The 25,003-nt window shown below is 31.8% G+C and carries 23 protein-coding genes and 2 pseudogenes; 6 read left to right on the top strand and 19 right to left on the bottom strand.

The annotated features are described in order from the left end of the window. Positions 1–96 precede the first annotated feature (96 nt). From HMPREF3247_RS07820 to zapA, 4 genes and pseudogenes are all read right to left on the bottom strand, one after another. Positions 97–2,445: an endonuclease MutS2 gene (locus tag HMPREF3247_RS07820; RefSeq protein WP_001249305.1), complete on the bottom strand. Its 2,349-nt coding sequence runs from the start codon at positions 2,443–2,445 to the stop codon at positions 97–99. A gap of 9 nt (positions 2,446–2,454) precedes the next feature. Then, positions 2,455–4,167 carry a DNA polymerase/3'-5' exonuclease PolX gene (gene polX / locus HMPREF3247_RS07825; RefSeq protein WP_000161940.1) on the bottom strand — a complete coding sequence of 571 codons (1,713 nt, stop codon included), beginning with the start codon at positions 4,165–4,167 and terminating at the stop codon, positions 2,455–2,457. A gap of 72 nt (positions 4,168–4,239) precedes the next feature. Next, on the bottom strand, positions 4,240–4,761 hold the full coding sequence (locus HMPREF3247_RS07830) for a CvpA family protein (protein ID WP_000234068.1): 522 nt from the start codon (positions 4,759–4,761) through the stop codon (positions 4,240–4,242). 7 nt (positions 4,762–4,768) lie between these two features. Next, positions 4,769–5,028 (bottom strand): annotated as a pseudogene (gene zapA / locus HMPREF3247_RS07835) (cell division protein ZapA). Between the two features lie 376 nt (positions 5,029–5,404). On the opposite strand from zapA, the gene rnhC reads away from it, so the two are divergent. Next, entirely contained in the window at positions 5,405–6,343 is a 939-nt protein-coding gene (rnhC, locus tag HMPREF3247_RS07840) for a ribonuclease HIII (RefSeq protein WP_001284277.1), read from the top strand. 302 nt (positions 6,344–6,645) lie between these two features. Here the strand turns inward: rnhC and pheT are convergent, their stop codons facing one another. The 10 genes and pseudogenes from pheT to isdC form a co-directional block, all read right to left on the bottom strand. Next, a complete protein-coding gene (gene pheT / locus HMPREF3247_RS07845) occupies positions 6,646–9,048 on the bottom strand; it encodes a phenylalanine--tRNA ligase subunit beta (RefSeq protein ID WP_064130011.1) in 2,403 nt (800 codons plus the stop codon). After that, entirely contained in the window at positions 9,048–10,106 is a 1,059-nt protein-coding gene (pheS, locus tag HMPREF3247_RS07850) for a phenylalanine--tRNA ligase subunit alpha (protein WP_000003566.1), read from the bottom strand. The genes pheT and pheS overlap by 1 nt, the downstream gene beginning before the upstream one ends. Before the next feature lie 379 nt (positions 10,107–10,485). Further along, entirely contained in the window at positions 10,486–11,226 is a 741-nt protein-coding gene (locus tag HMPREF3247_RS07855) for a TrmH family RNA methyltransferase (protein WP_000435384.1), read from the bottom strand. A 239-nt stretch (positions 11,227–11,465) separates the two neighbouring features. Then, positions 11,466–11,574, bottom strand: a pseudogene (locus HMPREF3247_RS07860) (hypothetical protein). Between the two features lie 36 nt (positions 11,575–11,610). Continuing rightward, positions 11,611–11,934: a staphylobilin-forming heme oxygenase IsdG gene (gene isdG / locus HMPREF3247_RS07865; protein WP_000670950.1), complete on the bottom strand. Its 324-nt coding sequence runs from the start codon at positions 11,932–11,934 to the stop codon at positions 11,611–11,613. 18 nt (positions 11,935–11,952) lie between these two features. Continuing rightward, positions 11,953–12,687 (bottom strand): class B sortase, encoded by a 735-nt coding sequence (gene srtB / locus HMPREF3247_RS07870; protein WP_001242420.1) that lies wholly within the window; start codon positions 12,685–12,687, stop codon positions 11,953–11,955. Positions 12,688–12,748: 61 nt separating this feature from the next. Beyond that, complete coding sequence (isdF, locus tag HMPREF3247_RS07875) at positions 12,749–13,714, bottom strand: hemin ABC transporter permease protein IsdF (protein WP_000594537.1); 966 nt, start codon at positions 13,712–13,714, stop codon at positions 12,749–12,751. Positions 13,715–13,726: 12 nt separating this feature from the next. Continuing rightward, positions 13,727–14,605 (bottom strand): heme ABC transporter substrate-binding protein IsdE, encoded by an 879-nt coding sequence (gene isdE, locus HMPREF3247_RS07880; RefSeq protein WP_001220199.1) that lies wholly within the window; start codon positions 14,603–14,605, stop codon positions 13,727–13,729. After that, a complete protein-coding gene (gene isdD, locus HMPREF3247_RS07885; protein ID WP_001246696.1) occupies positions 14,602–15,678 on the bottom strand; it encodes an iron-regulated surface determinant protein IsdD in 1,077 nt (358 codons plus the stop codon). The genes isdE and isdD overlap by 4 nt, the downstream gene beginning before the upstream one ends. Continuing rightward, positions 15,678–16,361: a heme uptake protein IsdC gene (gene isdC / locus HMPREF3247_RS07890; RefSeq protein ID WP_000789821.1), complete on the bottom strand. Its 684-nt coding sequence runs from the start codon at positions 16,359–16,361 to the stop codon at positions 15,678–15,680. Before isdC ends, isdD begins: the two co-directional genes overlap by 1 nt. A gap of 208 nt (positions 16,362–16,569) precedes the next feature. Here isdC and isdA point away from each other — a divergent pair, with 208 nt between their 5' ends. Together isdA and isdB are read left to right on the top strand one after the other, a co-directional pair. Beyond that, positions 16,570–17,622 carry an LPXTG-anchored heme-scavenging protein IsdA gene (gene isdA / locus HMPREF3247_RS07895; protein ID WP_000160836.1) on the top strand — a complete coding sequence of 351 codons (1,053 nt, stop codon included), beginning with the start codon at positions 16,570–16,572 and terminating at the stop codon, positions 17,620–17,622. 202 nt (positions 17,623–17,824) lie between these two features. Next, positions 17,825–19,759 carry a heme uptake protein IsdB gene (gene isdB, locus HMPREF3247_RS07900; RefSeq protein WP_001041600.1) on the top strand — a complete coding sequence of 645 codons (1,935 nt, stop codon included), beginning with the start codon at positions 17,825–17,827 and terminating at the stop codon, positions 19,757–19,759. Between the two features lie 153 nt (positions 19,760–19,912). Here isdB and rpmF read toward each other — a convergent pair whose 3' ends face one another. Then, on the bottom strand, positions 19,913–20,086 hold the full coding sequence (gene rpmF, locus HMPREF3247_RS07905; protein ID WP_000290472.1) for a 50S ribosomal protein L32: 174 nt from the start codon (positions 20,084–20,086) through the stop codon (positions 19,913–19,915). A 79-nt stretch (positions 20,087–20,165) separates the two neighbouring features. After that, positions 20,166–20,723, bottom strand: coding sequence for a YceD family protein (locus tag HMPREF3247_RS07915; protein ID WP_000872161.1), 558 nt, complete (start codon positions 20,721–20,723; stop codon positions 20,166–20,168). A gap of 126 nt (positions 20,724–20,849) precedes the next feature. Here HMPREF3247_RS07915 and HMPREF3247_RS07920 point away from each other — a divergent pair, with 126 nt between their 5' ends. Then, complete coding sequence (locus HMPREF3247_RS07920) at positions 20,850–21,989, top strand: nucleotidyltransferase (RefSeq protein ID WP_000843610.1); 1,140 nt, start codon at positions 20,850–20,852, stop codon at positions 21,987–21,989. Between the two features lie 61 nt (positions 21,990–22,050). Here the strand turns inward: HMPREF3247_RS07920 and coaD are convergent, their stop codons facing one another. After that, positions 22,051–22,533 (bottom strand): pantetheine-phosphate adenylyltransferase, encoded by a 483-nt coding sequence (gene coaD / locus HMPREF3247_RS07925; protein WP_000401377.1) that lies wholly within the window; start codon positions 22,531–22,533, stop codon positions 22,051–22,053. Between the two features lies 1 nt (position 22,534). Continuing rightward, entirely contained in the window at positions 22,535–23,077 is a 543-nt protein-coding gene (gene rsmD, locus HMPREF3247_RS07930; RefSeq protein ID WP_001263796.1) for a 16S rRNA (guanine(966)-N(2))-methyltransferase RsmD, read from the bottom strand. A 69-nt stretch (positions 23,078–23,146) separates the two neighbouring features. Between rsmD and HMPREF3247_RS07935 the strand changes: the two genes are divergently transcribed. Further along, a complete protein-coding gene (locus HMPREF3247_RS07935) occupies positions 23,147–23,536 on the top strand; it encodes a DUF7147 family protein (protein ID WP_000814565.1) in 390 nt (129 codons plus the stop codon). A 2-nt stretch (positions 23,537–23,538) separates the two neighbouring features. On the opposite strand, the gene HMPREF3247_RS07940 is transcribed toward HMPREF3247_RS07935, so the two are convergent. Further along, a complete protein-coding gene (locus HMPREF3247_RS07940) occupies positions 23,539–23,793 on the bottom strand; it encodes a YlbG family protein (RefSeq protein WP_001049150.1) in 255 nt (84 codons plus the stop codon). A gap of 238 nt (positions 23,794–24,031) precedes the next feature. Between HMPREF3247_RS07940 and HMPREF3247_RS07945 the strand changes: the two genes are divergently transcribed. Next, the gene (locus HMPREF3247_RS07945; RefSeq protein ID WP_000757568.1) at positions 24,032–24,958 is read left to right on the top strand and encodes a glycerophosphodiester phosphodiesterase family protein; all 927 of its coding nucleotides are present in this window, start codon (positions 24,032–24,034) and stop codon (positions 24,956–24,958) included. The last annotated feature ends 45 nt before the right edge of the window (positions 24,959–25,003 follow it).

The raw sequence follows: 25,003 nt of genomic DNA on the forward strand, positions 1-25,003 counted from the left end.
TCAATTTTTATGCTTATTTCAAATAACATGTTTGAAATGTATTCTTGTTGCTTTACATTATTTTAACTGCAGCTATTTAATTTATCAAATTATAATTTATTTTAGTGTTGCAACGGTAACGCCAAATCCACCTTCGCTTGGCATACCACCTCTAAAGTCACTAACACTTTTATGCTTTTTCAAATGTTGTTGTACACCTTTTTGAAGTGCACCTGTACCTTTACCATGAATGATATAAACTTGTTCGTAATTACTTAAAACAGCTTGATCTAAATATTGATCTAGTTCAATTAAAGCATCCTCATAACGATAGCCTCGTAAGTCTAGTTCAGTTTTAATTGTTTGACGATTTTGACGTGTAACCATTTTCGTTGGCTTAACTTTTTCTTTTTGTTTTTTCTCTAAATCTTCAATAGGTAACTTCATTTTAATAATTCCCATTTGAACAATTGCTTCTTCATCATTGACAATTTCTAAAACTTCACCCTTTTGACCGTAAGATAATACTTTTACTTCATCACCAGCAACAATTTTATCGTATTTTTGCTTTTGTACATTTTGCTTTATAGATTTCGCTTCATAATGATCATCTAATCGTTTCTTCTTATCAATCAATTCATGTTCTTTAACATCTGCACCTTTTTGTTCACGCAATTGTCTTAAGTCTTTAATAATATCGTCAGCTTCTTTTGTTGCAGCCTTAATCTTCTGATTTGCTTTTTCTTTCGCTTCCTCTATTAGAGACTTTTCATAATTTTGGAATTGTTGATACTGCTTAGATAAATCATCATGCACTTGCTCCGCTTCTTTTACAAGACGGTCCAGTTCTAACCTCTGTGTCTCTACACGTTTGTAATTATGCTCTAATGATTCAATCATTTCATTTATTTCTTTTTCATCAGTACCAATCATCGTCTTAGCCTTATTAATAATATTCAAACTAAGACCTAACTTTTTAGAAATATCAAAAGCATTTGAACGACCCGGCACACCCATTAACAACTTATACGTTGGACTCAAAGTATCTACATCAAATTCTACACTCGCATTCATAACGCCTTCTCGATTATAACTATATGCTTTAAGTTCAGGATAGTGCGTCGTTGCCATTACTAGAGAACCAATTTTTCTAACATGATCTAAAATGCTCATTGCTAATGCAGCACCTTCACTTGGATCTGTACCTGCACCTAATTCATCAAATAAAACTAAACTATGTTTGTCTGCATGCTTTAAAATTTCAACTATATTCGTCATATGAGATGAAAAAGTTGATAATGATTGTTCTATTGATTGTTCATCTCCGATATCGCAATATACATTTTTAAATACACTTAACTGACTACCATCAAGTGTGGGAATCAACAATCCTGATTGAGCCATAACAATAATTAAACCTAATGTTTTTAATGTTACAGTTTTACCACCTGTATTCGGTCCTGTAATAATTACCGTTTCAATATCTTCCATAAATTCGATGGTATTAGCTACAACAGTCTCACGATTTAATAATGGATGGTATGCTTTAGGTAAATATACAGTACGTTCCTCTTTAAATATCGGCTTTGTTCCTTTAATACTTCTACTATATCTCGCTTTTGCGATTAAAAAATCTAACTGCCCCATGACTTGTTCTGCCACAAGTAGTGCATCTTTGTCCGCAGCCACATAACCAGTTAGTTGCGTTAAAATGCGTTCTTTTTCAATTGCTTCGTCATGACGTAATCGACTAATTTGATTATTCATTTCAACAACTGATGATGGCTCAATATACAATGTTTGTCCTGAAGCAGATTGATCATGTACAATCCCATTAAAATCTTGTCGATATTCAGCTTTGACAGGTATAACGTTTCTTTCATTCCTAACTGTTACAATAGCATCTGATAATTTTTTCTGATTTGCTTGGCTTTTAACAATACGATCTAAGTTTTGTCTAATACGTTGATTTGTACTCGAAATTTTACTTCTAATTCCTTGCAATTCATAACTCGCATTATCATATAAATCATACGTATCGCATGTTTCATTTATTTGTTGAAAAAGATCAGTTAACACAGGTAATTGATTCATCTTGTCATCTAATATTGGGTATTTAACACCTTCATCTTCTTCAACCAATTGATTATAAAATGTCTTGAATTGATTTTGTACTTGAATTAATCTTTTTATCAAGTTAAGCTCTGATACATTTAAAACGCCGCCAATATCAGCGCGATGAATGAATGCTGATACTTTAGATAAGCCACTCAAGCTTGGTAAACGATGCTTATTATAGATTTGAGCAATCTCATCCGTTTCTTCCATTTGAAAAACAACCGTTTCAAAATTAGTAGCTGGCATCATTTGACTGACCTTTTCCAAGCCTAAGTCACTAATAGTTTCATTGGCAACGAGTGATTTTATTTTTTCGAATTCTAAGACGTCTAATGTTTTTTGTCTCATAAAATCCCTCTATTTCTTAAGTTTTATATTATTTTCAATAAAGTCTTTAAAAGCTTCACGCGATAATGCGTTAATCACTCTATCTTTTGTTACAAATCCTTTTTGCGCAGTTGCTACGCCATAATTCATAAAATCTAAATGATTTGTATGATGCGCATCAGTGTTAATAGTTAATTTCACATTTGGATATTTACGAACGATATCAGCGTTCAGATCCAGTCGATGTGGATTGGCATTAATTTCTAATACTGTATTCGTTTCTTCAGCTAATGCCATTAATTGTTCAATATTCGGTTTATAACCATCTCTTCTACCTATAATACGCCCTGTTGGATGCGCTATATGTCGCACGTATGGATTGCGACATGCATTAGCTAATCGTTCCATAATTTGTTCTTCTGATTGGTTAAAGCTTTGATGAATAGCTCCAATTACATAATCAAGTTGTGCTAAAATTTCATCATCATAATCCAGCGAGCCATCAGGTAATATATCCATTTCTGTACCTGAATAAATATCAATTTCACTATATTCTTTATCTAAAGCCTTAATTTCTTCGTTTTGTCTTAAAAGTCTTTCCACTTGTAAGCCATTTGCAACACGTAAACTTTGTGAATGATCAGTAATTACCATGAATTTATAACCTTTTGCGATATTTGCTTCTACCATGTCTCGAATAGAAAACGCACCATCACTATACGTTGTATGCATATGAATATCACCATTAATATCATCTATTGTAATGATATTACTTAGATCTTTATCAAATTCGCTACCATCTTCTCGCATAGCAGGTGGTATAAAATTCACATTAAAATGTTCATATATCTTGGCTTCACTATCATATTGAATTAATGTACCATCAGCTTGTTCAATTCCATATTCACTTACTTTTTCATCACGTGCTTTAGCAAGTTGTCGAATTCTTATATTATGTTCTTTTGACCCAGTAAAATGCTGCAATGTATGATAAAAAGCACTTGGTTCAATTAATCGAAAATCGACACCAATCGTTTCATCATCATACGCTAATTCTAATGAAACTTTTGTGTTCCCCACTGCAACTTCTTTTACTTTATTGGGAATATTTAATAATTGCTGCTGCACTGCTTTTGGGTTATCGGTACTTATTATGAAATCTAAATCTTTGCTCATTTCTTTAAAACGACGGAAGCTTCCTGCAGATGAATATTGATCGATATAATTTAATGTATCTATATAATCAATGATTTCTTGATTAAGTCTTCTCATTTGATCAATTGGATATCTATCTTTCTTAGCACCAAGTTGTTTCACAGCTTCTAATATATTTTGTTCCGTTTTCTTAGCAAATCCGCTTAATTCACTAACTTTTCCATTTTCACAAGCAACTTGAAGTGACGCTTTATCAACAATATTCAACTCTTTATATAGCTTAGCAATTTTCTTGCTTCCAAGTCCTTGAATTTTCAAAAGTGGAATAAGACCTTCCGGAACTTCTTCCTGTAATTGCTGTAAATACTGAGATTCACCGGTCTCACGGTAATCATTGATTACTTCTGCAACACCTTTACCAATGCCTTTTAACTCCGTTACATCAGATATTTCATCTAATGGTCGTTCATCTAATTCAAGACTTTGAGCTGCTTTTCGATACGCTGATATTTTAAAAGTATTTTCCCCTTTTAATTCCATATAAGTAGCAATTTGTTCTAATAGTTTGATAACATCTTTTTTTGTCATAATAACACTCCATAAAAAGAAGACCAGGACGTATCATTAATATATACCTTTGTCCTGACCTCTTATGATAATTTATAAATTAATGGTGAAAGCCGATAAATATGGGATGTGAAAAATCAATGAATGACTCACAATAGATATTTTAAGCTGATGTTGTAATGCTTCGTTAGGATATAATGCCAATAGATATAACGTAAAGTGTAAGACAATTATCGTCATAAACACACCAACTATCATTCCCATTGCACGACTGAAAATATGAATGTTTTGATACGCTATTATTTTATCAAAAGTTACGATAATTAGATATAAAATGAACTTACAAAACAATGTAATCATTAAAAAAGCTACAATCGCTTCAAATCGATTTTGTAGATGATTAAAATGAAACGCAAAAGTTGTATTAAATGCTGTTGTTTTAGGATATGGAATAAATACAATTAATCTTTCTACAATAGATTTGTAAAATTGACTGGCAATCCACAATGATACAATCGTTGCACTCAAATGTATCATAGATAACCAAAAACCTCGTCTGAATCCAACGATGACAAAATACACAAAGAAAATGATTATGATAAAATCAATGACCATTTATTGCTCACGCTGCTGCAATTTGTGAATTTGTTGTTTCAAACGTCGATTTTCTTCTTCTAGTAGTACTTTTTCATGCATAATATTCACAGCAGTTAGTATTGCTTTTCTTGAAGTATCTAAACCTGCTGCTTTATACCCTAATTCTTTTATTTTATCATCAACTAAATGTGCTACATATCGTATGTGCTCTGGGTTATCTTCCCCAACAATTGTAAAAAGCTGATCATTAATTGATACATTTACCTTGTTTTTAAACTGTGCCATTTATAATTTCTCCTGATCCTTTTTTTAAAATCTAAATTCACGTTATAAAATATGACTGGATAGTTTGTCTGAATTTGATACTAATATTGTGTTATATTGCAATTATGATAAAACAACAACGCAATCTCTATAGATGACTTAATGTACTTTTTATAATGAAATGAAATAATGTAAAGAATTTTCTATTCAATACTTTATCATGTTTAAATTGTGTCACTATAACATTTTCATAAACATTATACATGACCACTATGTATTTTGTAAGTATCCGCAATTAATTCTTTACAACATACATAAATGTTTCTGACGTTATTATCATTTATGATATGATTATTTTTGCTAATGATAATGAAATTATATGAAAGGATTTACACAAATGGCGAATATCGTTTTTAAATTGTCGGATAAAGACATAACGACATTAATGTCACGCATTACTTTTGATACTGAGAATTTACCTCAAGGTATGAAAGCACGTGCAAAGTATCAAAATACAACTGTAAATATTTACCAATCAGGTAAAGTCATGTTTCAGGGTAATCATGCAGAAGCTGTGTCTGAAGAACTTCTACCGCAGCATTCTCAATTGAATACTAATAAAACTAAAAAGAAAAATATGGCTAATTCTTTTCTTGAACAAACTTTAATGTATGATCAATTTAACTGTATTGGTAGTGATGAAGCTGGAAGTGGCGATTACTTTGGTCCGTTGACTGTGTGTGCTGCTTTCGTTACCAAAGAGCATGTCCCTATTTTAAAAACTTTGGGTGTAGATGACTCAAAAAAATTAACCGATACCAAAATTGTAGAACTTGCTGAGCAATTGGTTACTTTCATCCCACATTCACTATTAACACTACACAATGAAAAATATAATATTCAGCAAGCAAAAGGCTGGACTCAAGTAAAAATGAAAGCTGTTCTTCATAATGAAGCCATCAAAAATGTACTTGAAAAAATTGATTCGTCTCAATTAGACTATATCGTCATTGATCAGTTCGCAAAACGCGAAGTGTATAGCCATTACGCATTATCAGATATACCACTTCCAAAGAAAACAAAATTTGAAACAAAAGGAGAATCGAAGTCATTAGCCATTGCAGTGGCAAGCATAATTTCTCGATACGCATTTGTTGCATATATGGATCAAATATCAAAAAATATTAATATGACAATTCCTAAAGGTGCCGGTGCTAAAGTCGATGTAATTGCCGCAAAAATTATAAAAAAATACGGTCTTTCACGTTTAGATACCATTTCAAAAAAGCATTTTAAAAATCGTGAAAAAGCCCAAAAAATTTTAAAGCCTCTTTGATTTTTAATCATTAGAGGCTTTTATGCAGTTGTGCGAAGCATCATCTGTATTCCGCTGTTCCTCTTTGATTTTTAATCATTATAAATTGGATCCTAATAGGAAATCCTATTAGGTAAGTCATACTAATTTGCTTTGCTCATAAGTATGACTTTATATGCAGTTGTGCAAAGCATCATCTGTATTCCGCTGTTCCTCTTTGACTTTTTAAATGCATTGGAACCTAATTGGTGAATCCAAAAATAAAACCCCATGTTAAGGATATCAATCTACTTCAGATATCCTTATACATGGGGTTTAAATCATTATCTAATAACAGCACCTTGTTCAATTAATGCTGCTTCAATTTCCGCTTGTACTTTCGAAACTCGCTCATCTGTCAATGTTTCTTCTGTGTCTAAATAATTTAAACGTATTGCAATTGATTTTTTACCTTTTTCTAAATGTTCGCCCTGATATACATCAAAGACAAGTGTATCTTTTAATATATTGCCACCATGTGCATGAATCGTTGATAATAAATCAGCTGCTGGAATATTTTGATCTACTTCTAATGCAATGTCACGAGACATGCCTGGGAATCTCGGAATTGGTTGGTAATTAATGTAACCTACCGACACAGCCATTAATGCATCAAAATTCAACTCAAAAACATACGTACGTTTTAAATCATTATCAGCTGCTAATGTTGGATGTAATTCACCAATAAAACCAACAACTTTATTCTCTAATAAGATTTCAGCAGTACGACCTGGATGTAATCCATCAATATCAGCACGACGATAACTAAATTCAAGGTTTAACTTTTCAGATACTCGACCCACGACACCTTTTGCTAAATAGAAATCAACCGTTTCTTTCTTACCTTGCCATTGATTGACTACATAATCTCCAGTTAAAATACCACTTAAATATTCAACTTGATCTGGTAGTTCACCTTCTCCATTAGCAAAGAAGACATTGCCGATTTCAAATAATTTTACATCTTTATTTTTGCGTGCCACATTATATGATGCCGCTTCGATTAAATGTGGTAATAAACTTTGACGCAATGACGCATGCGCTTCACTCATTGGCATCAATAAATCAATTGTTTGACGCTGTTGCATCGCAAATGCAGTAGCATCTTCTTTAGAAACTAACGAATACGTAATAGCTTGGTCTAATCCAGCACCTTCTAACACTTCTTTAACCATTCTAGTTTTATATTGGCGATCAGTTAGCTGACCACTAGTAACTTTTTCGAAGACAGGTAACGTTGATGGAATATCGTCGTAACCATATATACGTGCAACTTCTTCAATTAAATCTTCTTTAATTGTAATATCTTTACGACGTGATGGTACTTGCACTGTAATAACATCATCATTTATTTCTGTATCAAACCCTAGTTGATTAAAAATAGTAACAATATCATTTTGTGACAAATCAAATCCAATAGTGCGATTAATTTTATCAGCAGTGATGTCGATTGGTGTAATAAATGCACCAAGTTCTCCTGAAGACACTCTATCTTTTAGCACTTTTCCGTTTGCATAAGTTTGTAATAAATAACATGCACGGTCGACTGCTTCATCTACAAATTCAGTAGCTATTCCTTTTTCAAAACGACTAGATGATTCACTGCGTAAATTTAAACGTCTTGATGTATGACGAATTGAAACTGGATCAAAAATAGCACCTTCAATCACTATATTTGATGTTTGTTCTTTAACTTCTGAAAAATCGCCACCCATAACACCAGCTAATGCAATTGGAGTTTGTCCATTAGTAATGACAATATCGCTCGTTAATAATTCACGTTCTGTATCATCTAATGTTGTCATTTTTTCGCCTTCATTAGCTTGACGAACAACAATTTGTTGTGAACCAATCGCATCTTGATCAAACATGTGCAATGGTTGACCGTATTCTAATAACACATAATTTGAAATGTCAACAACATTATTAATAGGACGTATACCCGCTTTTATTAAGCGTGCTTGCATCCAAATTGGCGAAGGTTCAATTGTCACGTCGTGAACAACACGTGCACTATAATATGGTACTTTATCTTCATTTTCAATTGTCACAGTCAATTCATCATTTGCAGATAACTCAAGCTCATTTGATGTTGTCTCTGGCTTAGTCATTTTTGTATTATATAATGCTGCAACTTCATAAGCAGTACCTATCATACTTAAAGCATCTGCACGATTCGGCGTTAAATCAAATTCCATTACTTGATCATCTAAATATAAAGCTTGTAAGGCATCTGTTCCTGGAACTTGGGATTCACTAAAAACATAAATGCCTGATTCAAAACTTTTCGGTATATAGTTACTTGAAATACCAATTTCTTGTAACGAACAAATCATACCTTCTGAACGTTCACCGCGTAATTTGGCACGCTTAATTTTAATACCACCAGGCAATCTGCCACCTACTTTAGCAACAATGACATATTGTCCTGCATCAACGTTCGGTGCACCACATACGATTTGTACAGGTTCGTCTTCTCCGATATCAACTTGGCAAACATTTAATTTATCGGCATCAGGATGTTTCTCTTTTGACTTAACGAAACCGACAACTAAATTTTTGATATCTTTTGTGTAGTCAATTAAATCATCCACTTCAATACCTGTGCGCGTAATACGTTCTGCCAAATTACTTACAGAATCATCGATTGTTACATATTCTTTCAACCATTCATTTGATATCAACATTACATGTCACCTCTATCTTCTACCGCTTTAAATTGATCTAAAAATCTCACATCATTAGTATAGAAATGACGAATATCTTCTATACCATATTTCAACATTGCAATACGGTCTGGTCCCATACCAAATGCAAATCCAGAGTACTCTGAAGAATCAAAACCAGCCATTTCTAATACATTAGGATGTACCATTCCAGCACCTAAAATTTCAATCCATCCTGTGTGTTTACACACATTACAACCTTTTCCTTTACATTTAAAACATGACACATCAACTTCTACAGAAGGTTCAGTGAATGGGAAGTAACTTGGACGTAAACGAATTTCACGATCAGCACCAAATAATTTCTTAGCTAACAATTCTAAAGTGCCTTTCAAATCACTCATTTTAACGTTTTTATCAACAACTAATCCTTCGATTTGTGTAAATTGATGACTATGTGTCGCATCATCAGAGTCACGACGATACACTTTACCAGGGCAAATAATTTTAACTGGACCTTGACCATGACGTGATTCCATCGTACGTGCCTGCACTGGTGATGTATGCGTACGTAATAAAATTTCATCCGTAATATAGAAACTATCTTGCATATCACGTGCAGGGTGTGATTTAGGTAAATTCAGCATTTCGAAGTTATAATGATCTTGTTCAACTTCATATCCATTCACAATTTCATAACCTAAACCTAAGAATAAGTCTTCAATTTCTTCTATTGTACGTGTTAATGGATGCTTTGAACCGATTTCAATATGACGACCTGGTAATGATACATCAATTGTTTCTTCAGCCAATTGCTTATTTAATTTTTCTTTAACTAACATCTGTTGTCTTTCATCTAATTCATTTTGAATTGTTTGACGCAATTCATTCACTTTTTGACCAAACGCAGGTTTCTCTTCATTCGGCAAATCCTTCATCAATTTCATTAGTCCGCTAACTGACCCTTTTTTACCTAAGTATTTCACTTTAACTTCTTGCAGTGCACGTTCATCATTTGCTTCATTAATATCTACAAGCGCTTGTTGTTTTAACTCTGACATTGTTTGTTGTTCAGACATATGTCACTGACCTCCCTATTCGAACTATTCATTTTCTATTTATCATATTTGTTGTTTAACTAAAAAATGACTTTCATCCTCTTAAAAATAAGGGACGAAAGTCATTTCCGTGGTACCACCCAAATTTATGCCTAAGCATACACTTGTTTAATATTGATAACGGATTGTCTTTCCGACTTAAATCTCTTTAAGTAACCAAAAAGGTGAAAAGACTTTAAATAATTGGAATAACTTGCAGTCACGATTATTCTCCCTAAAACAATTATTTATATAAATGTCCATGCCTTTTTATTGGTTTATATTCAATTGTGTATGCAATCACGTAGAAATGTTCTGTTAAACAATTAATTATAATTATATCGGAAAACTTTCAACACGGTCAACCTTTCAAATGATAAAGTAAAATACTACCTGCAATCGCTACATTTAAACTTTCAGCTTTACCATAAATAGGTATGATTAAATTTTGTGTAGTATGTGCTAATAATTCAGGATTAACACCTTCTCCCTCATTACCTAATAGTAATGCAAAAGAATCACTTGAAGTAACTTCTTTGTATGCCACTGCGTTTTCAAGTGCTGTACCATAAACAGGACCATTAAATTGAGTAATAAACGTATCGAGATCTTGTGTCATAACTGGCAAATGGAAAACACTACCTTGACTCGCTCGCAACACTTTATCTTGATAAGGATCTGTCGTACCCTTCTCCATTATTACAGCATCCATTCCAGCTGCATCCGCAGTTCTAATTAATGTGCCTAAATTTCCAGGATCTTGAACACGATCGATGAGCAATACTTGTTGTGCTTTAGAAATATCATAATGCGGCTTCTCAATGATTGCGAAAAACCCTTGTGGTGTCACTGTACCTGATAAAGATTCAGCAACTTTCATGTTTATTTCAAAAACTTCTTGCGCGTATGCGATAATTTGCTGATCTAATCTTACCGGTTCAATTGCAAATAATTGTGTAATTACAATTCCACTTTGATAAGCTTCTTCAATTAAATGCACACCTTCAATTAAAGCTAATCCAGTTTTATCCCTCTCACGTTTCTTTTTTAGCTTGTTCGCTTGTTTAATTCTATTATTTTGTGCAGAAGTAATTTGTTCCATTGATAGCTCCTCGCTTTATTTTTAAAAATAAAAATATTAATCATTAATAAGATGAAAACATTTGATTGTATAGTTAATATTAATTAATCGCTTTTATCACTCATAATATTTCAAATTGTATAAATTTCTTTTATCGATACTACTACTATAAATCATACGCCCCAAAATATCATTATTAATTCTTTTCTTCTTCAAAATAAATCAAAATGATATAATTGATGATTATTTTCAAAGCACATTCAAATCAAACTATGTTTTAGCAATTTGTTGTTAGCATGTTTGTGTTCATTAAAAAAAACGACCATCATCGGTATCATGTATGGTCGTTACTAAAGTTAACAATACCAATTGTCATAACAAGTACTGCAACCTCTTTAAATTCAATTATTTCATGTAACTATAGCCTATATCATATGTAATTACTTTGTTATTGATAATCGGGCTACTTTCATCTTCATTTTTACTTCTAACATGTTTATGTGCTGCTTTAAAGACATCAGATTTTAACCAATCCGTAAAAGCTTGCTTTGATTTCCAAACTGTTAAAATTTTCACTTCATCAAAATCTTCTTGTTCTAAAGTTTGTGTAACAAACATGCCATCAAAGCCTTCTAATGTTTCAATCCCATGTCTCGTGTAAAATCGTTCTATAATATCTTTTGCTGTTCCTTTTGTTAACGTCAGCCTATTTTCTGCCATAAATTTCATAATTATCCTCTTTTCTGTTTAACTTACCTTAATTATTTTTGCGACAACAACAATTCTTTTCGTTGTTTCACTATATGCATCTTCGCACGTTGATAAAGTCATTATTCTATCTTTTACCGTTACATTAACATCTGAATTAATTACAGATTTACGTTTTGTCTCATCTAAAAATTGTTGATAATCTTGATCATTTTCAAAATCTGTACGTATGTAATTATCTTTAGTAGTAGTTTTATATGCACTAAATACTTGCAATTGATATTTACCATATTTATTGTCAAATTCAATTATCTTGTGTTTTTCATAAAACGATTGCTTTAAATAATCTTCTAACACATCAAACATCGTATTATCACCGACATGGTGCCCGTATAAAATAGTATTATGATTTAAATTCTTCAATTCATTTCTAAAATCCATAAAAATACTACCTTTACGTCGATGTTCTCGCTCAAAATCCAAATTTAAATAATCGTGATTTGTCTTACCTTGTAGTACTGGATAATTTAATGATGTTCCTGATAATTTTATCCATCCAACAATGTCTTTATTTATTTTTTCAAGTGATTCAAATTGTGGTCTCACATGTGCTTGATGTTTGCTCATCAGCATTTGAAATTTTTGTTGTAATTTCTCATAATTTGCGCGTTCTTGCTTGTCTTCAATATATGTTTGAACAATTTTGTAACCAAAAATGATAATAATTACAACCAATAAAATTTGTACAATAGTTAAAAATCGCTTCATTCTCATAAAAATCCTCTTTTATTAATGACGTTTCTTCAGTCATCACTAAACCAGTTGTTGTACCGTTTTAGATTCGATTTCGTTGACTTTGACAAATTAAGTAAATTAGCATTGGACCACCGACAATCATTAAAATAGCATTGGCTGGAATTTCTAAAGGAGGCTGTATCACTCGTCCTAATAAATCAGCCACTAACAATAGCCATGCACCAATAACTGTAGAAAACGGAATAAGTACTCTGTAATTGCCCCCAACTAGCTTTCTAACCACATGTGGCACAATAATACCTAAAAAGGCTAGTTGTCCAACAATCGCAACAGTTGCACTTGCTAAAAATACTGCTAATAAACCTGTTAACCATCTGTAACGATCAATATTAAAACCGATACTTCGCGCTTGTATGTCGTCTAAATTTAGTAAATTCAATTTAGGGGACAATAGTAATGTTAATATTAATCCCAATAATGCTGATACTGCTAATATGTATACGTCGCTCCATATTTTCATTGTTAAGCCTTGAGGAATTTTCATTAAAGGGTTTTGAGTTAAAATTTCTAAAACACCATTTAATAATACGAATAACGCAACACCTACTAATATCATACTTACAGCATTGAATCTAAATTTAGAATGCAACAATATAATTATTAAAAATGGTATTAAACCTCCAATAAAACTTAATAATGGTAAGTAAAAGTACAATTGTGGAATAAACAACATACAAAGTGCTCTCATTATAAGTGCACCTGAGGAAACGCCAATGATATTCGCCTCTGCCAAAGGATTTTGTAGTGCTGCTTGTAATAATGCTCCAGAAACTGCTAACATTGCGCCAACCATCAATGCAATTAATATACGTGGCAATCGCAAATCAATGATTGAATCCACTGCTTCATTGTTACCAGTTGTAAATTTTGTAATTAGGTCATTAAATGACAATTTAATTGTACCGGTTACAAACGAAATATAAGCAGTTGCGATTAAAATGACTAACAAACATAAAAATAGTAGTTTCTTTTTATTTTTTATCATCATATCAACTCACTATTTTTTATCCTTATAAAATAAATCATATAATTGAGTCATTGCCTTATCAGCATCAACATTTGCTGTAATACCGAATGGCACTTCCTCTAAGTCATAAACATGATTATTTTTCACAGCTTTAAAATGTTTCCAAATATCATTCTGTTTAAATTCTTTTTGAAACATTTTCTTAACTTCTTCAGGCATTCCGTGTGGTAATCTTAAAATAATATCTGGATTGATATTCAACAAATTTTCAGTATTAGACGAAATATATTGACGATCTTTCACTTTAATAACATTTTCTCCACCTGCTATTTTAACTAAATCACCAATATATGATTTATCAGTTGCTACTAAATAGCTACCCGGTACACCCATTAATATTAATACTTTGGGATGTTTCTTTTGTTTAGCTGCTTTATTTTCAATTTTTTGCTTAACAGAATTTAAATGGTCATTTAATTCTTTTGCTTGTGCTTTACGATTAAATTGATCACCTAATTGTGTAATCGACTTTTGCATCCCTTTTAAACTATCAAAATCATAAAAGTAGCCTTTCATATTTAATTGTTTGTAAAATGGTTGCATTTCATCTTTAATCGTTGACACACTCAAAACATGTGTTGGTTTTAACTTTTTAACAGCTTCAACATTCGGCTCCATTGGTTGACCAATTTCCGGTACATCTTTATAACGATTAGGCAATGTCTTATATGACGTGGGTTTGCCGACAATTGGTAAATCCAATTTGTCCAATGTCATTGTCAATGCAACAGTTGTTGGTACGATTCTGAATTCGCCGGATTTAGTTGATTCTTGAGAACTGGAAGATTGACAGCTGGTTAAGATAACGACGCTTATCACTAAAATGGTTAAATACTTTATGATTCTCAAACTTGGTTACCTCTCTTTCTGCTGTATAAATGTGCCGAAATAAGTAAAATAGTTGCTAACACAATGCCAGCTGCAAATAAAATATATTGCTTTTTATGATTTGGTTCATCAAGTTCTTTAATATCACTAGATAATTGACTACTATTCTTGCTATCATCATCTCTATTAAAAGCTGGTAACGCTTTTTCTTTTTCAACTACTTTTTTCTTTTCCTTTTTTGATTTTTCATCTTTATGTTTCGGTTGCTCTTTGTGATTATTTTCAACCTTTTTTATTGTTGGAGGGCTATTTTCAACTTTTAATGTACCTGATGCTTTAGGTCGCTCATTTTCAATCTTTTTATTACTGTCTTGTTGCACTTTATCTTTTTGTACAGGAATATCATTTAATCCTTTTTCAGTAAAAAGGCTAGTACGTCTTTCCTTAGTATCTGATTTTTGACTATCTTTTTTGTCATCAATATCTTTTTTAAGCTGATCTTGATTATTTTCTTGATTTTGATGTTTTGAAGGCACTTCTTTTGCATCATCATGTTGTACTTTTTTCTCTTTAAAATGAATAGAATACACCATTTCTTTGTTATCTAGATTTTTCTTTTCAGCCAACGTTTTAACATGCATATTGATTTTATCCATATGCTGTTCAATTAAAATTCTTACTATTGTGTCATCCTTTTCATCTTTTATAACAAAAGGAAATTCTTCATTTTTGTCATTTTGAAAAACAAGTTGTTCTTTATCTATTTGACCTTTTAGCTTTACTTGCAAGTAAATTTTACCAGTCATATCTGAAATCAATTGCGCCTTTTCGTCAACTAGTTTTTGTTCCTCAGTTACATTTTTATTTTCTTGATTAAAAATTAGTAACTCTAACGCTTTATTCTCTTTTATCTTTTCATCAAAAATTGATGTAGTTAATTCTGTTTTATCTTTTGCTTCAGGTTGATTAAATTTGGCTGATGGATATTTTATCTCATCAGCCAACACGCTACCAATCATTGTTGTATATGTAAGTATACCTAAGCTAATAATAGCTATAATAGATTTTGTAGCAATTTGTTTAACATTTCTCATTATTCCACATTGCCTTTAGATTTTTTTCTAACAAACAATGTGATTGCGATTAATAATGCTAAGGATGCAACTGGTATTGCATATATATATGCAGGTGTACCAGCATTTGTTTGTGGATTTTCTACTTTGTCTTTATTCGAACTGTTAGATTCACTTTGACCAGTAGTCGTTCCATCAGATCCTTTGTCACTACCTGAAGCAGAATTTTTATCATCTTTACCTGGTGCATTAGCACCTGCTACATCAGTTGGTCCATTAAATTTATATGTAATGTTGTAATGATGGTCATATTTGAATGGCTTACCATTTACTTTTTCATCGATATAAACGTCAATTTTTCCATCTATTTTACCGTTCAACTTACTTACTTCAAATTCAGAAGTGCGTTCATCTTTGGCAGTGTTTTTACTAATAATATTTTCTTTATGTCCTTCGATACTCATTCCAGTAATCCAATGACTGTGGTTGACAGTTATTTGAACATACAATTTACCATTTTTCTTAATGTACTTTGCCGGTTTATTAAAATAGTCATTAGCAATTGACGTGTCATTGGTATTGTATTTGTAAACCTCATAATTCAAAGTACCGCTATCTGCGGCATTTGCAGAATTACTGAATGTCGCGATGATGATAATTAACGCTAAAATCGTTGTATTAAAAACTTTTAAAATATTTTTCAAAACATAATCCTCCTTTTTATGATTGCTTTTAAGTCTTTAGTAAAATCATAAATAATAATGATTATCATTGTCAATATTTATTTTATAATCAATTTATTATTGTTATACGAAAATAGATGTGCTAGTATAATTGATAACCATTATCAATTGCAATGGTTAATCATCTCATATAACAACACATAATTTGTATCCTTAGGAGGAAAACAACATGACAAAACATTATTTAAACAGTAAGTATCAATCAGAACAACGTTCATCAGCTATAAAAAAGATTACAATGGGTACAGCATCTATCATTTTAGGTTCCCTTGTATACATAGGCGCAGACAGCCAACAAGTCAATGCGGCAACAGAAGCTACGAACGCAACTAATAATCAAAGCACACAAGTTTCTCAAGCAACATCACAACCAATTAATTTCCAAGTGCAAAAAGATGGCTCTTCAGAGAAGTCACACATGGATGACTATATGCAACACCCTGGTAAAGTAATTAAACAAAATAATAAATATTATTTCCAAACCGTGTTAAACAATGCATCATTCTGGAAAGAATACAAATTTTACAATGCAAACAATCAAGAATTAGCAACAACTGTTGTTAACGATAATAAAAAAGCGGATACTAGAACAATCAATGTTGCAGTTGAACCTGGATATAAGAGCTTAACTACTAAAGTACATATTGTCGTGCCACAAATTAATTACAATCATAGATATACTACGCATTTGGAATTTGAAAAAGCAATTCCTACATTAGCTGACGCAGCAAAACCAAACAATGTTAAACCGGTTCAACCAAAACCAGCTCAACCTAAAACACCTACTGAGCAAACTAAACCAGTTCAACCTAAAGTTGAAAAAGTTAAACCTACTGTAACTACAACAAGCAAAGTTGAAGACAATCACTCTACTAAAGTTGTAAGTACTGACACAACAAAAGATCAAACTAAAACACAAACTGCTCATACAGTTAAAACAGCACAAACTGCTCAAGAACAAAATAAAGTTCAAACACCTGTTAAAGATGTTGCAACAGCGAAATCTGAAAGCAACAATCAAGCTGTAAGTGATAATAAATCACAACAAACTAACAAAGTTACAAAACATAACGAAACGCCTAAACAAGCATCTAAAGCTAAAGAATTACCAAAAACTGGTTTAACTTCAGTTGATAACTTTATTAGCACAGTTGCCTTCGCAACACTTGCCCTTTTAGGTTCATTATCTTTATTACTTTTCAAAAGAAAAGAATCTAAATAAATCATCGTCACACTCATAACTTAATATATTTTTTATTTTAAATTTTATTTAACCTATGTCATAGATATTTCATAATCTATAACATAGGTTATTTTTTTATAAAATAACGTTGCAATTAACTACCATTTCAATGTACAATACAAGTAATCAATTGATAATGATTATCAGTTGATAATATACAATTAGGAGTTGTTTCTACAACATGAACAAACAGCAAAAAGAATTTAAATCATTTTATTCAATTAGAAAGTCATCACTAGGCGTTGCATCTGTAGCGATTAGTACACTTTTATTATTAATGTCAAATGGCGAAGCACAAGCAGCTGAAGAAACAGGTGGTACAAATACAGAAGCACAACCAAAAACTGAAGCAGTTGCAAGTCCAACAACAACATCTGAAAAAGCTCCAGAAACTAAACCAGTAGCTAATGCTGTCTCAGTATCTAATAAAGAAGTTGAGGCCCCTACTTCTGAAACAAAAGAAGCTAAAGAAGTTAAAGAAGTTAAAGCCCCTAAGGAAACAAAAGAAGTTAAACCAGCAGCAAAAGCCACTAACAATACATATCCTATTTTGAATCAGGAACTTAGAGAAGCGATTAAAAACCCTGAAATAAAAGACAAAGATCATAGCGCACCAAACTCTCGTCCAATTGATTTTGAAATGAAAAAGAAAGATGGAACTCAACAGTTTTATCATTATGCAAGTTCTGTTAAACCTGCTAGAGTTATTTTCACTGATTCAAAACCAGAAATTGAATTAGGATTACAATCAGGTCAATTTTGGAGAAAATTTGAAGTTTATGAAGGTGACAAAAAGTTGCCAATTAAATTAGTATCATACGATACTGTTAAAGATTATGCTTACATTCGCTTCTCTATATCAAATGGAACAAAAGCTGTTAAAATTGTTAGTTCAACACACTTCAATAACAAAGAAGAAAAATACGATTACACATTAATGGAATTCGCACAACCAATTTATAACAGTGCAGATAAATTCAAAACTGAAGAAGATTATAAAGCTGAAAAATTATTAGCGCCATATAAAAAAGCGAAAACACTAGAAAGACAAGTTTATGAATTAAATAAAATTCAAGATAAACTTCCTGAAAAATTAAAGGCTGAGTACAAGAAGAAATTAGAGGATACAAAGAAAGCTTTAGATGAGCAAGTGAAATCAGCTATTACTGAATTCCAAAATGTACAACCAACAAATGAAAAAATGACTGATTTACAAGATACAAAATATGTTGTTTATGAAAGTGTTGAGAATAACGAATCTATGATGGATACTTTTGTTAAACACCCTATTAAAACAGGTATGCTTAACGGCAAAAAATATATGGTCATGGAAACTACTAATGACGATTACTGGAAAGATTTCATGGTTGAAGGTCAACGTGTTAGAACTATAAGCAAAGATGCTAAAAATAATACTAGAACAATTATTTTCCCATATGTTGAAGGTAAAACTCTATATGATGCTATCGTTAAAGTTCACGTAAAAACGATTGATTATGATGGACAATACCATGTCAGAATCGTTGATAAAGAAGCATTTACAAAAGCCAATACCGATAAATCTAACAAAAAAGAACAACAAGATAACTCAGCTAAGAAGGAAGCTACTCCAGCTACGCCTAGCAAACCAACACCATCACCTGTTGAAAAAGAATCACAAAAACAAGACAGCCAAAAAGATGACAATAAACAATTACCAAGTGTTGAAAAAGAAAATGACGCATCTAGTGAGTCAGGTAAAGACAAAACGCCTGCTACAAAACCAGCTAAAGGTGAAGTAGAATCAAGTAGTACAACTCCAACTAAGGTAGTATCTACGACTCAAAATGTTGTAAAACCAACAACTGCTTCATCAAAAACAACAAAAGATGTTGTTCAAACTTCAGCAGGTTCTAGCGAAGCAAAAGATAGTGCTCCATTACAAAAAGCAAACATTAAAAACACAAATGATGGACACACTCAAAGCCAAAACAATAAAAACACACAAGAAAATAAAGCAAAATCATTACCACAAACTGGTGAAGAATCAAATAAAGATATGACATTACCATTAATGGCATTATTAGCTTTAAGTAGCATCGTTGCATTCGTATTACCTAGAAAACGTAAAAACTAATTAATCGTCTTTATATTTAATTATTAAATTAACAAATTTTAATTGGCGGATGAGGTATCCTGTTACCTCGTTCGCCAATTATTTTTTGCACTATAAAAAGTCCCACTTAAAACAATCATTTTAAGCGGGACTTTTTATATTGAGTAACTAAAATTATTTAGCTGCTACTTCTTCGCCATTGTAAGAACCACAGTTTTTACATACACGGTGTGATAATTTGTATTCGCCACAGTTTGGGCATTCAGTCATACCTGGTACTGAAATTTTGAAATGCGTACGACGTTTGTTTTTTCTAGTTTTAGAAGTTCTTCTTTTTGGTACTGCCATGATATATCCTCCTTAGATTATAAACGAAAAATACTAAATGTTAGTTTAATTAACAACATTATATCATTAATTAAACTACTTATTGCTCTTTATCATATAATTGTTGTAATTTTTGAAGCCTTGGATCAACTTGTCGTGATTCTGAATCATCTTGTTCTTGCTGTTTAGCAAGCTCATCTAATTGATCCTCATCGATTACTTCCCAACCATTACCTACTGTCAACATTTGGTCACTTTGCTCTGAATAAGCTCTCATTGGTTTCTCAATAATAACTATATCCTCGACAATATCCTGAAGATTAACCATACCATCTTTAATAATGTGATAGTGTTCATCTACATCATCTTGATCATCGTTATACTGATTGTACCCTTCTAAATCAAATACTTCTGTAGTAGTTACATCTAGTGGGACTTTAACTGGTACAAGAGTACGTGCACAAGGCATTGTATACGTTCCAGTAATGTGAATATTCGCAACGACTTCTGTTGACTTAATGGTTAACTGACCTTGGATTGTAATTGGAGATAAATCAATTAAATCTAATGATTCTTTTAAATTGTCAAAACTCACCGTTTGATCAAATTCAAATGGCTTACCTTGATATTTCCTTAATTGCGTAATTGACCATTTCATATGGCTTCACCTCTAACAAGCACAAAATTTATTTTAACTTTCTAAGAACAAGTTGTCAAGATTTTTTCTTAACATATCATGTTCTGTTACAATATTAATAATGAATACCGAAAGGACGAATTGCAAATGAAAAGCGTTGGCTTAATCACAGAATATAATCCCTTTCATAATGGGCATCAATATCATATTAATCAATCTAAAAAACTTACAAATGCTGACGTTACTATTGCAATAATGAGTGGTAACTTTGTCATGCGTGGCGAACCAGCAATCTATAATAAGTTTACTCGTGCAAAAATGGCATTATCAACAGCTGATTTAGTTATCGAACTACCAGCAACTGCCAGTTTATCATCTGGCGATCATTTTGCCGAACTAGCAGTTAAAGTCGCAGATTATATGAGTGTCGATACAATTGCATTTGGTAGTGAAAATAATGATATCAAAACATTAAAGCAATTAGCACACAGCATTAATGAAATTGAACAATCTGAATCCTTTTCACAAAAAGTAAAAGAAGGTAAAAGCTACCCTCGTATCATTAGCGAATTATTAGAGCATCATGAAGCACTAGCAAGTCCTAACAACATACTTGGTATTAGTTATCTGAAAGCAATTGCTAAAAATGCTAAAAACATCAATGCAATTTCTATCAAACGAGAAAATGCTCAACATCATGATTCATTAATTCAACACCATCAGTTTGCAAGTGGTACATCTATTAGAACATCAATCATTAGTCAAGATGATCATTGGCATCATGTGGTACCTAAAGATATTCAACACTTGTACGTAACACCTCATATAACATTAAATCAAATATTTCCATATTTGAAATATCAAATCATAGCTATGACTACAGATTCATTAAAAAATATTTATACTGTTACTGAAGGTTTTGAAAATCGTTTGAAATCTAACATTTATGAAGCAACTGATTTTCATCATTTTGTAAAATTACTAAAAACAAAGCGTTATACATATACGCATATCCAAAGACTGTTAATGAATGTATTATTAAACATTAAACCTACAGATGTTACGAGAAACATTCACGCAGTTAAAGTATTAGCGATGAACGACCGTGGCAGACAATATTTAAAGCATTTAAAAACAGCGTTCCCAGAAAGACAATATATAACCAATATTAACAAAAGCAATGCACATTACTTCACAAATGAAATCAAAGCAACACACATATACAATGCAATAAGCGGGCAACAACAAACAGATTTCAACACGCCTGTCATACAGCAATATCGTTAACAAATGAAAACAGTATTTTAGGATTGTAAACCATGATAAACCTAAAATACTGTTATTTTTATTACTTAAATTTCTTCTTCAATGCCTTTTCAACATAAGGTGGAACGAATTCAGAAATATCTGCTCGATAAGCTGCAACTTCTTTAACAATACTTGAACTTATAAATGAATAATTAGTACTAGACATCATATATAACGTTTCAATTTCATTGTTCAACTTTTTATTCATTGAAGTTAAGCGTAATTCATATTCAAAATCACTGACTGCTCTTAAACCACGTATGATTGTTTTAGCTCCTACTTGTTCACAATAATCGACTAGTAAACCACTAAATTGATGAACCTTGACATTAGGTAAATGTTTAACAGATTGTTCAATTAAATCCATACGCTCTTCTAAACTAAACGTACCTTCTTTTTTACTATTTTTAAGAACACAGACATGAATTTCATCAAATCTATCTGTACTTCTCTCAATAATGTCTAAATGACCATAAGTAATGGGGTCAAAACTACCCGGAATGACCGCTATTGTATGTTCCATGCTATTCTCCCTTTTCTAATAACAATGTGTCTGTCAACCCATAATGGTAACGTTTAATCATATTAAACGGTTGATAATCTATTTCTTCATGATTGCTAAATTCACAAACGATGATACCATTTTCTTTCAATAAATTAAACTCTGAAATTAGTTTTAAAGCTTTATCAATGAGACCTTTATTATAAGGTGGATCTAAGAAAATGACATCAAATTGAATATCACGTTTTGACAATGCTTTTAAAGCTCTATCTGCATTATTTTTATAAACTTCAGATTGTGCCTCTAAATCCAAATTCGCAAGATTTGATTTAATAACTTTTACAGCTTTAAAATTTTGATCAACAAAGATTACCTTATCCATACCTCGAGAGAGTGCTTCTATTCCAAGCGCCCCGCTTCCTGCAAATAAATCTAAACCTATACCTGACACATCATATAAACTATTAAAGATACCTTCTTTAACTTTATCCATAGTTGGTCTCGTATTACGGCCTTCCATACTTTCTAAAGCTTTACTTTTATGTTTACCTGCAATAACGCGCATGTTGTTCACACTTCCAATTCATTTAGTTATTTAATATAATTTATTGAGAAAAAGGAGAATGATAAACCAATGAAACAAACATTTATTACACTTGGTGAAGGTCTAACAGATTTGTTCGAATTCATGACGATGATTGAATATAACCATCAACGTATTGATAAAATTATCTATTTTCATTCACCACAAGCTGAAAATAAAAAGTCATCTGTAGCAATCATTATGAACCCTACAACTGGCAATCATTTCCAAGCATTTTATATCATGATAAACGCTATTAAATATCCATATCCAGATTCAAATAAAAAGTTTCAAATGATTAATGATTGTGCTGAAAAATTCGACATACCTATTTTAGGTATCGATGTACAGCCCCCTCAAGCATTTCATGATTTATCGTTATATTATAATTATTTAATTAGTGTGTTAAGGCTCCAAAAATGGATACCAGAACTTCAATAATATTAATTATATATTTCGTGTTTCTCTTTTTCGTAAGTTTTCTTTAAGTATTTATATGGTGAGCCATCAATGTGTCTAACGTATTTAAGTTGCATTAGTTTATGTACAATTTGATCAACATCCTGCTCATTCACATACATAATTACAAATTTACGATCTCTATTTGAATGAACGATATGTCCATATTTTCGGATTTGTCGTTCATGTTTCATATGTTTTAAATAAACTACAATACTAGTTCTTGGGATTAAATTCATTTAAACCTCACTCCATTTATTTTCAGCATTAATCATATCATGTCTTTATTAATTTTAAAATATTAAGCTACCTTAATTATGTCTTATGTAATTGCTCGATAAATGTATTTAGATTATATTAAACATCATTATATTAATTCAATTCTCAAGAGCATCACTATATGATTAACCACACATTTCGCTGTAGTCAGAACTATGATTTTGATAAGCTATAAAAGTAAACGAGGAGGAATTTTCTATGAAAAAAGTAAACAGAAACATTTTAAATGCGGTACTAGTCGGTGCTGGATTTTTAAGTAGTCTATTAATGATCAATAAAAATAAAGTGATTACTAAAAAGCAAACCATCCCTGCTTTTTTCAAAGGCAATGCACCATATATATTTGCGCATCGCGGTGGTATGGCTTTAAGACCAGAGCAAACGCAACTTGCATTTGACTATGCTAAACAATTAGGCGTTGATGGCTTTGAAACAGATGTGAGACTCACAAAAGATCAACAGCTTATCGTTTTTCATGACGCAACTGTTGATAGAACGACGAACGGCTCTGGAAAAGTTAGTGCCCATACATTAGCAGAATTAAAGAAATTAGACGCAGCTTATCACTTCAAAGATATCAATGGACTAACACCATATCGTGGTCATGCACACACAGCTATACTAACCTTCGATGAGTTGCTGAAGCAATATCCTGATATGTATATAAACGTAGACTTAAAAGATGCTCCTGAATCCTATGAAGGCTCAATCGCACCACAAATTATGTTTGATACAATTGCAGAAAATCAAGCATTTGACCGCGTTCTTGTGACAAGTTTTTATAAAGAACAAATCGTTCGTTTTAATAAAATTGCACAAGGATCCGTCGCAATTGGTGCTAGCCAACAGGAAGTTACAGAAGCATTTTTAAAATATCATTTATTAGGTGGTAGGTACTACCAACCATTAGCACAAACGTTCCAAATGCCTACTCATTTTAAAGGCATTGATTTGACTTCATCTCGTTTTATCAAATGGTTAAATGATATGAATATCATTCCAGGCTATTATGGCGTAAATAGTATAGATCTGATGAATGATTTATACCAAAAAGGTGCACACACGATTGTGACAGATCGACCAGATTTAGCACAACAATTCAAACAAACAATCCCGAATAAATAAAAACATCGAGTCAGATGCTAGTTAGTGGTTTCAATAACCACCTTT

It is taken from the genome of Staphylococcus sp. HMSC36A10 (assembly GCF_001838845.1).
In the GTDB taxonomy this organism is placed as follows: domain Bacteria; phylum Bacillota; class Bacilli; order Staphylococcales; family Staphylococcaceae; genus Staphylococcus; species Staphylococcus aureus.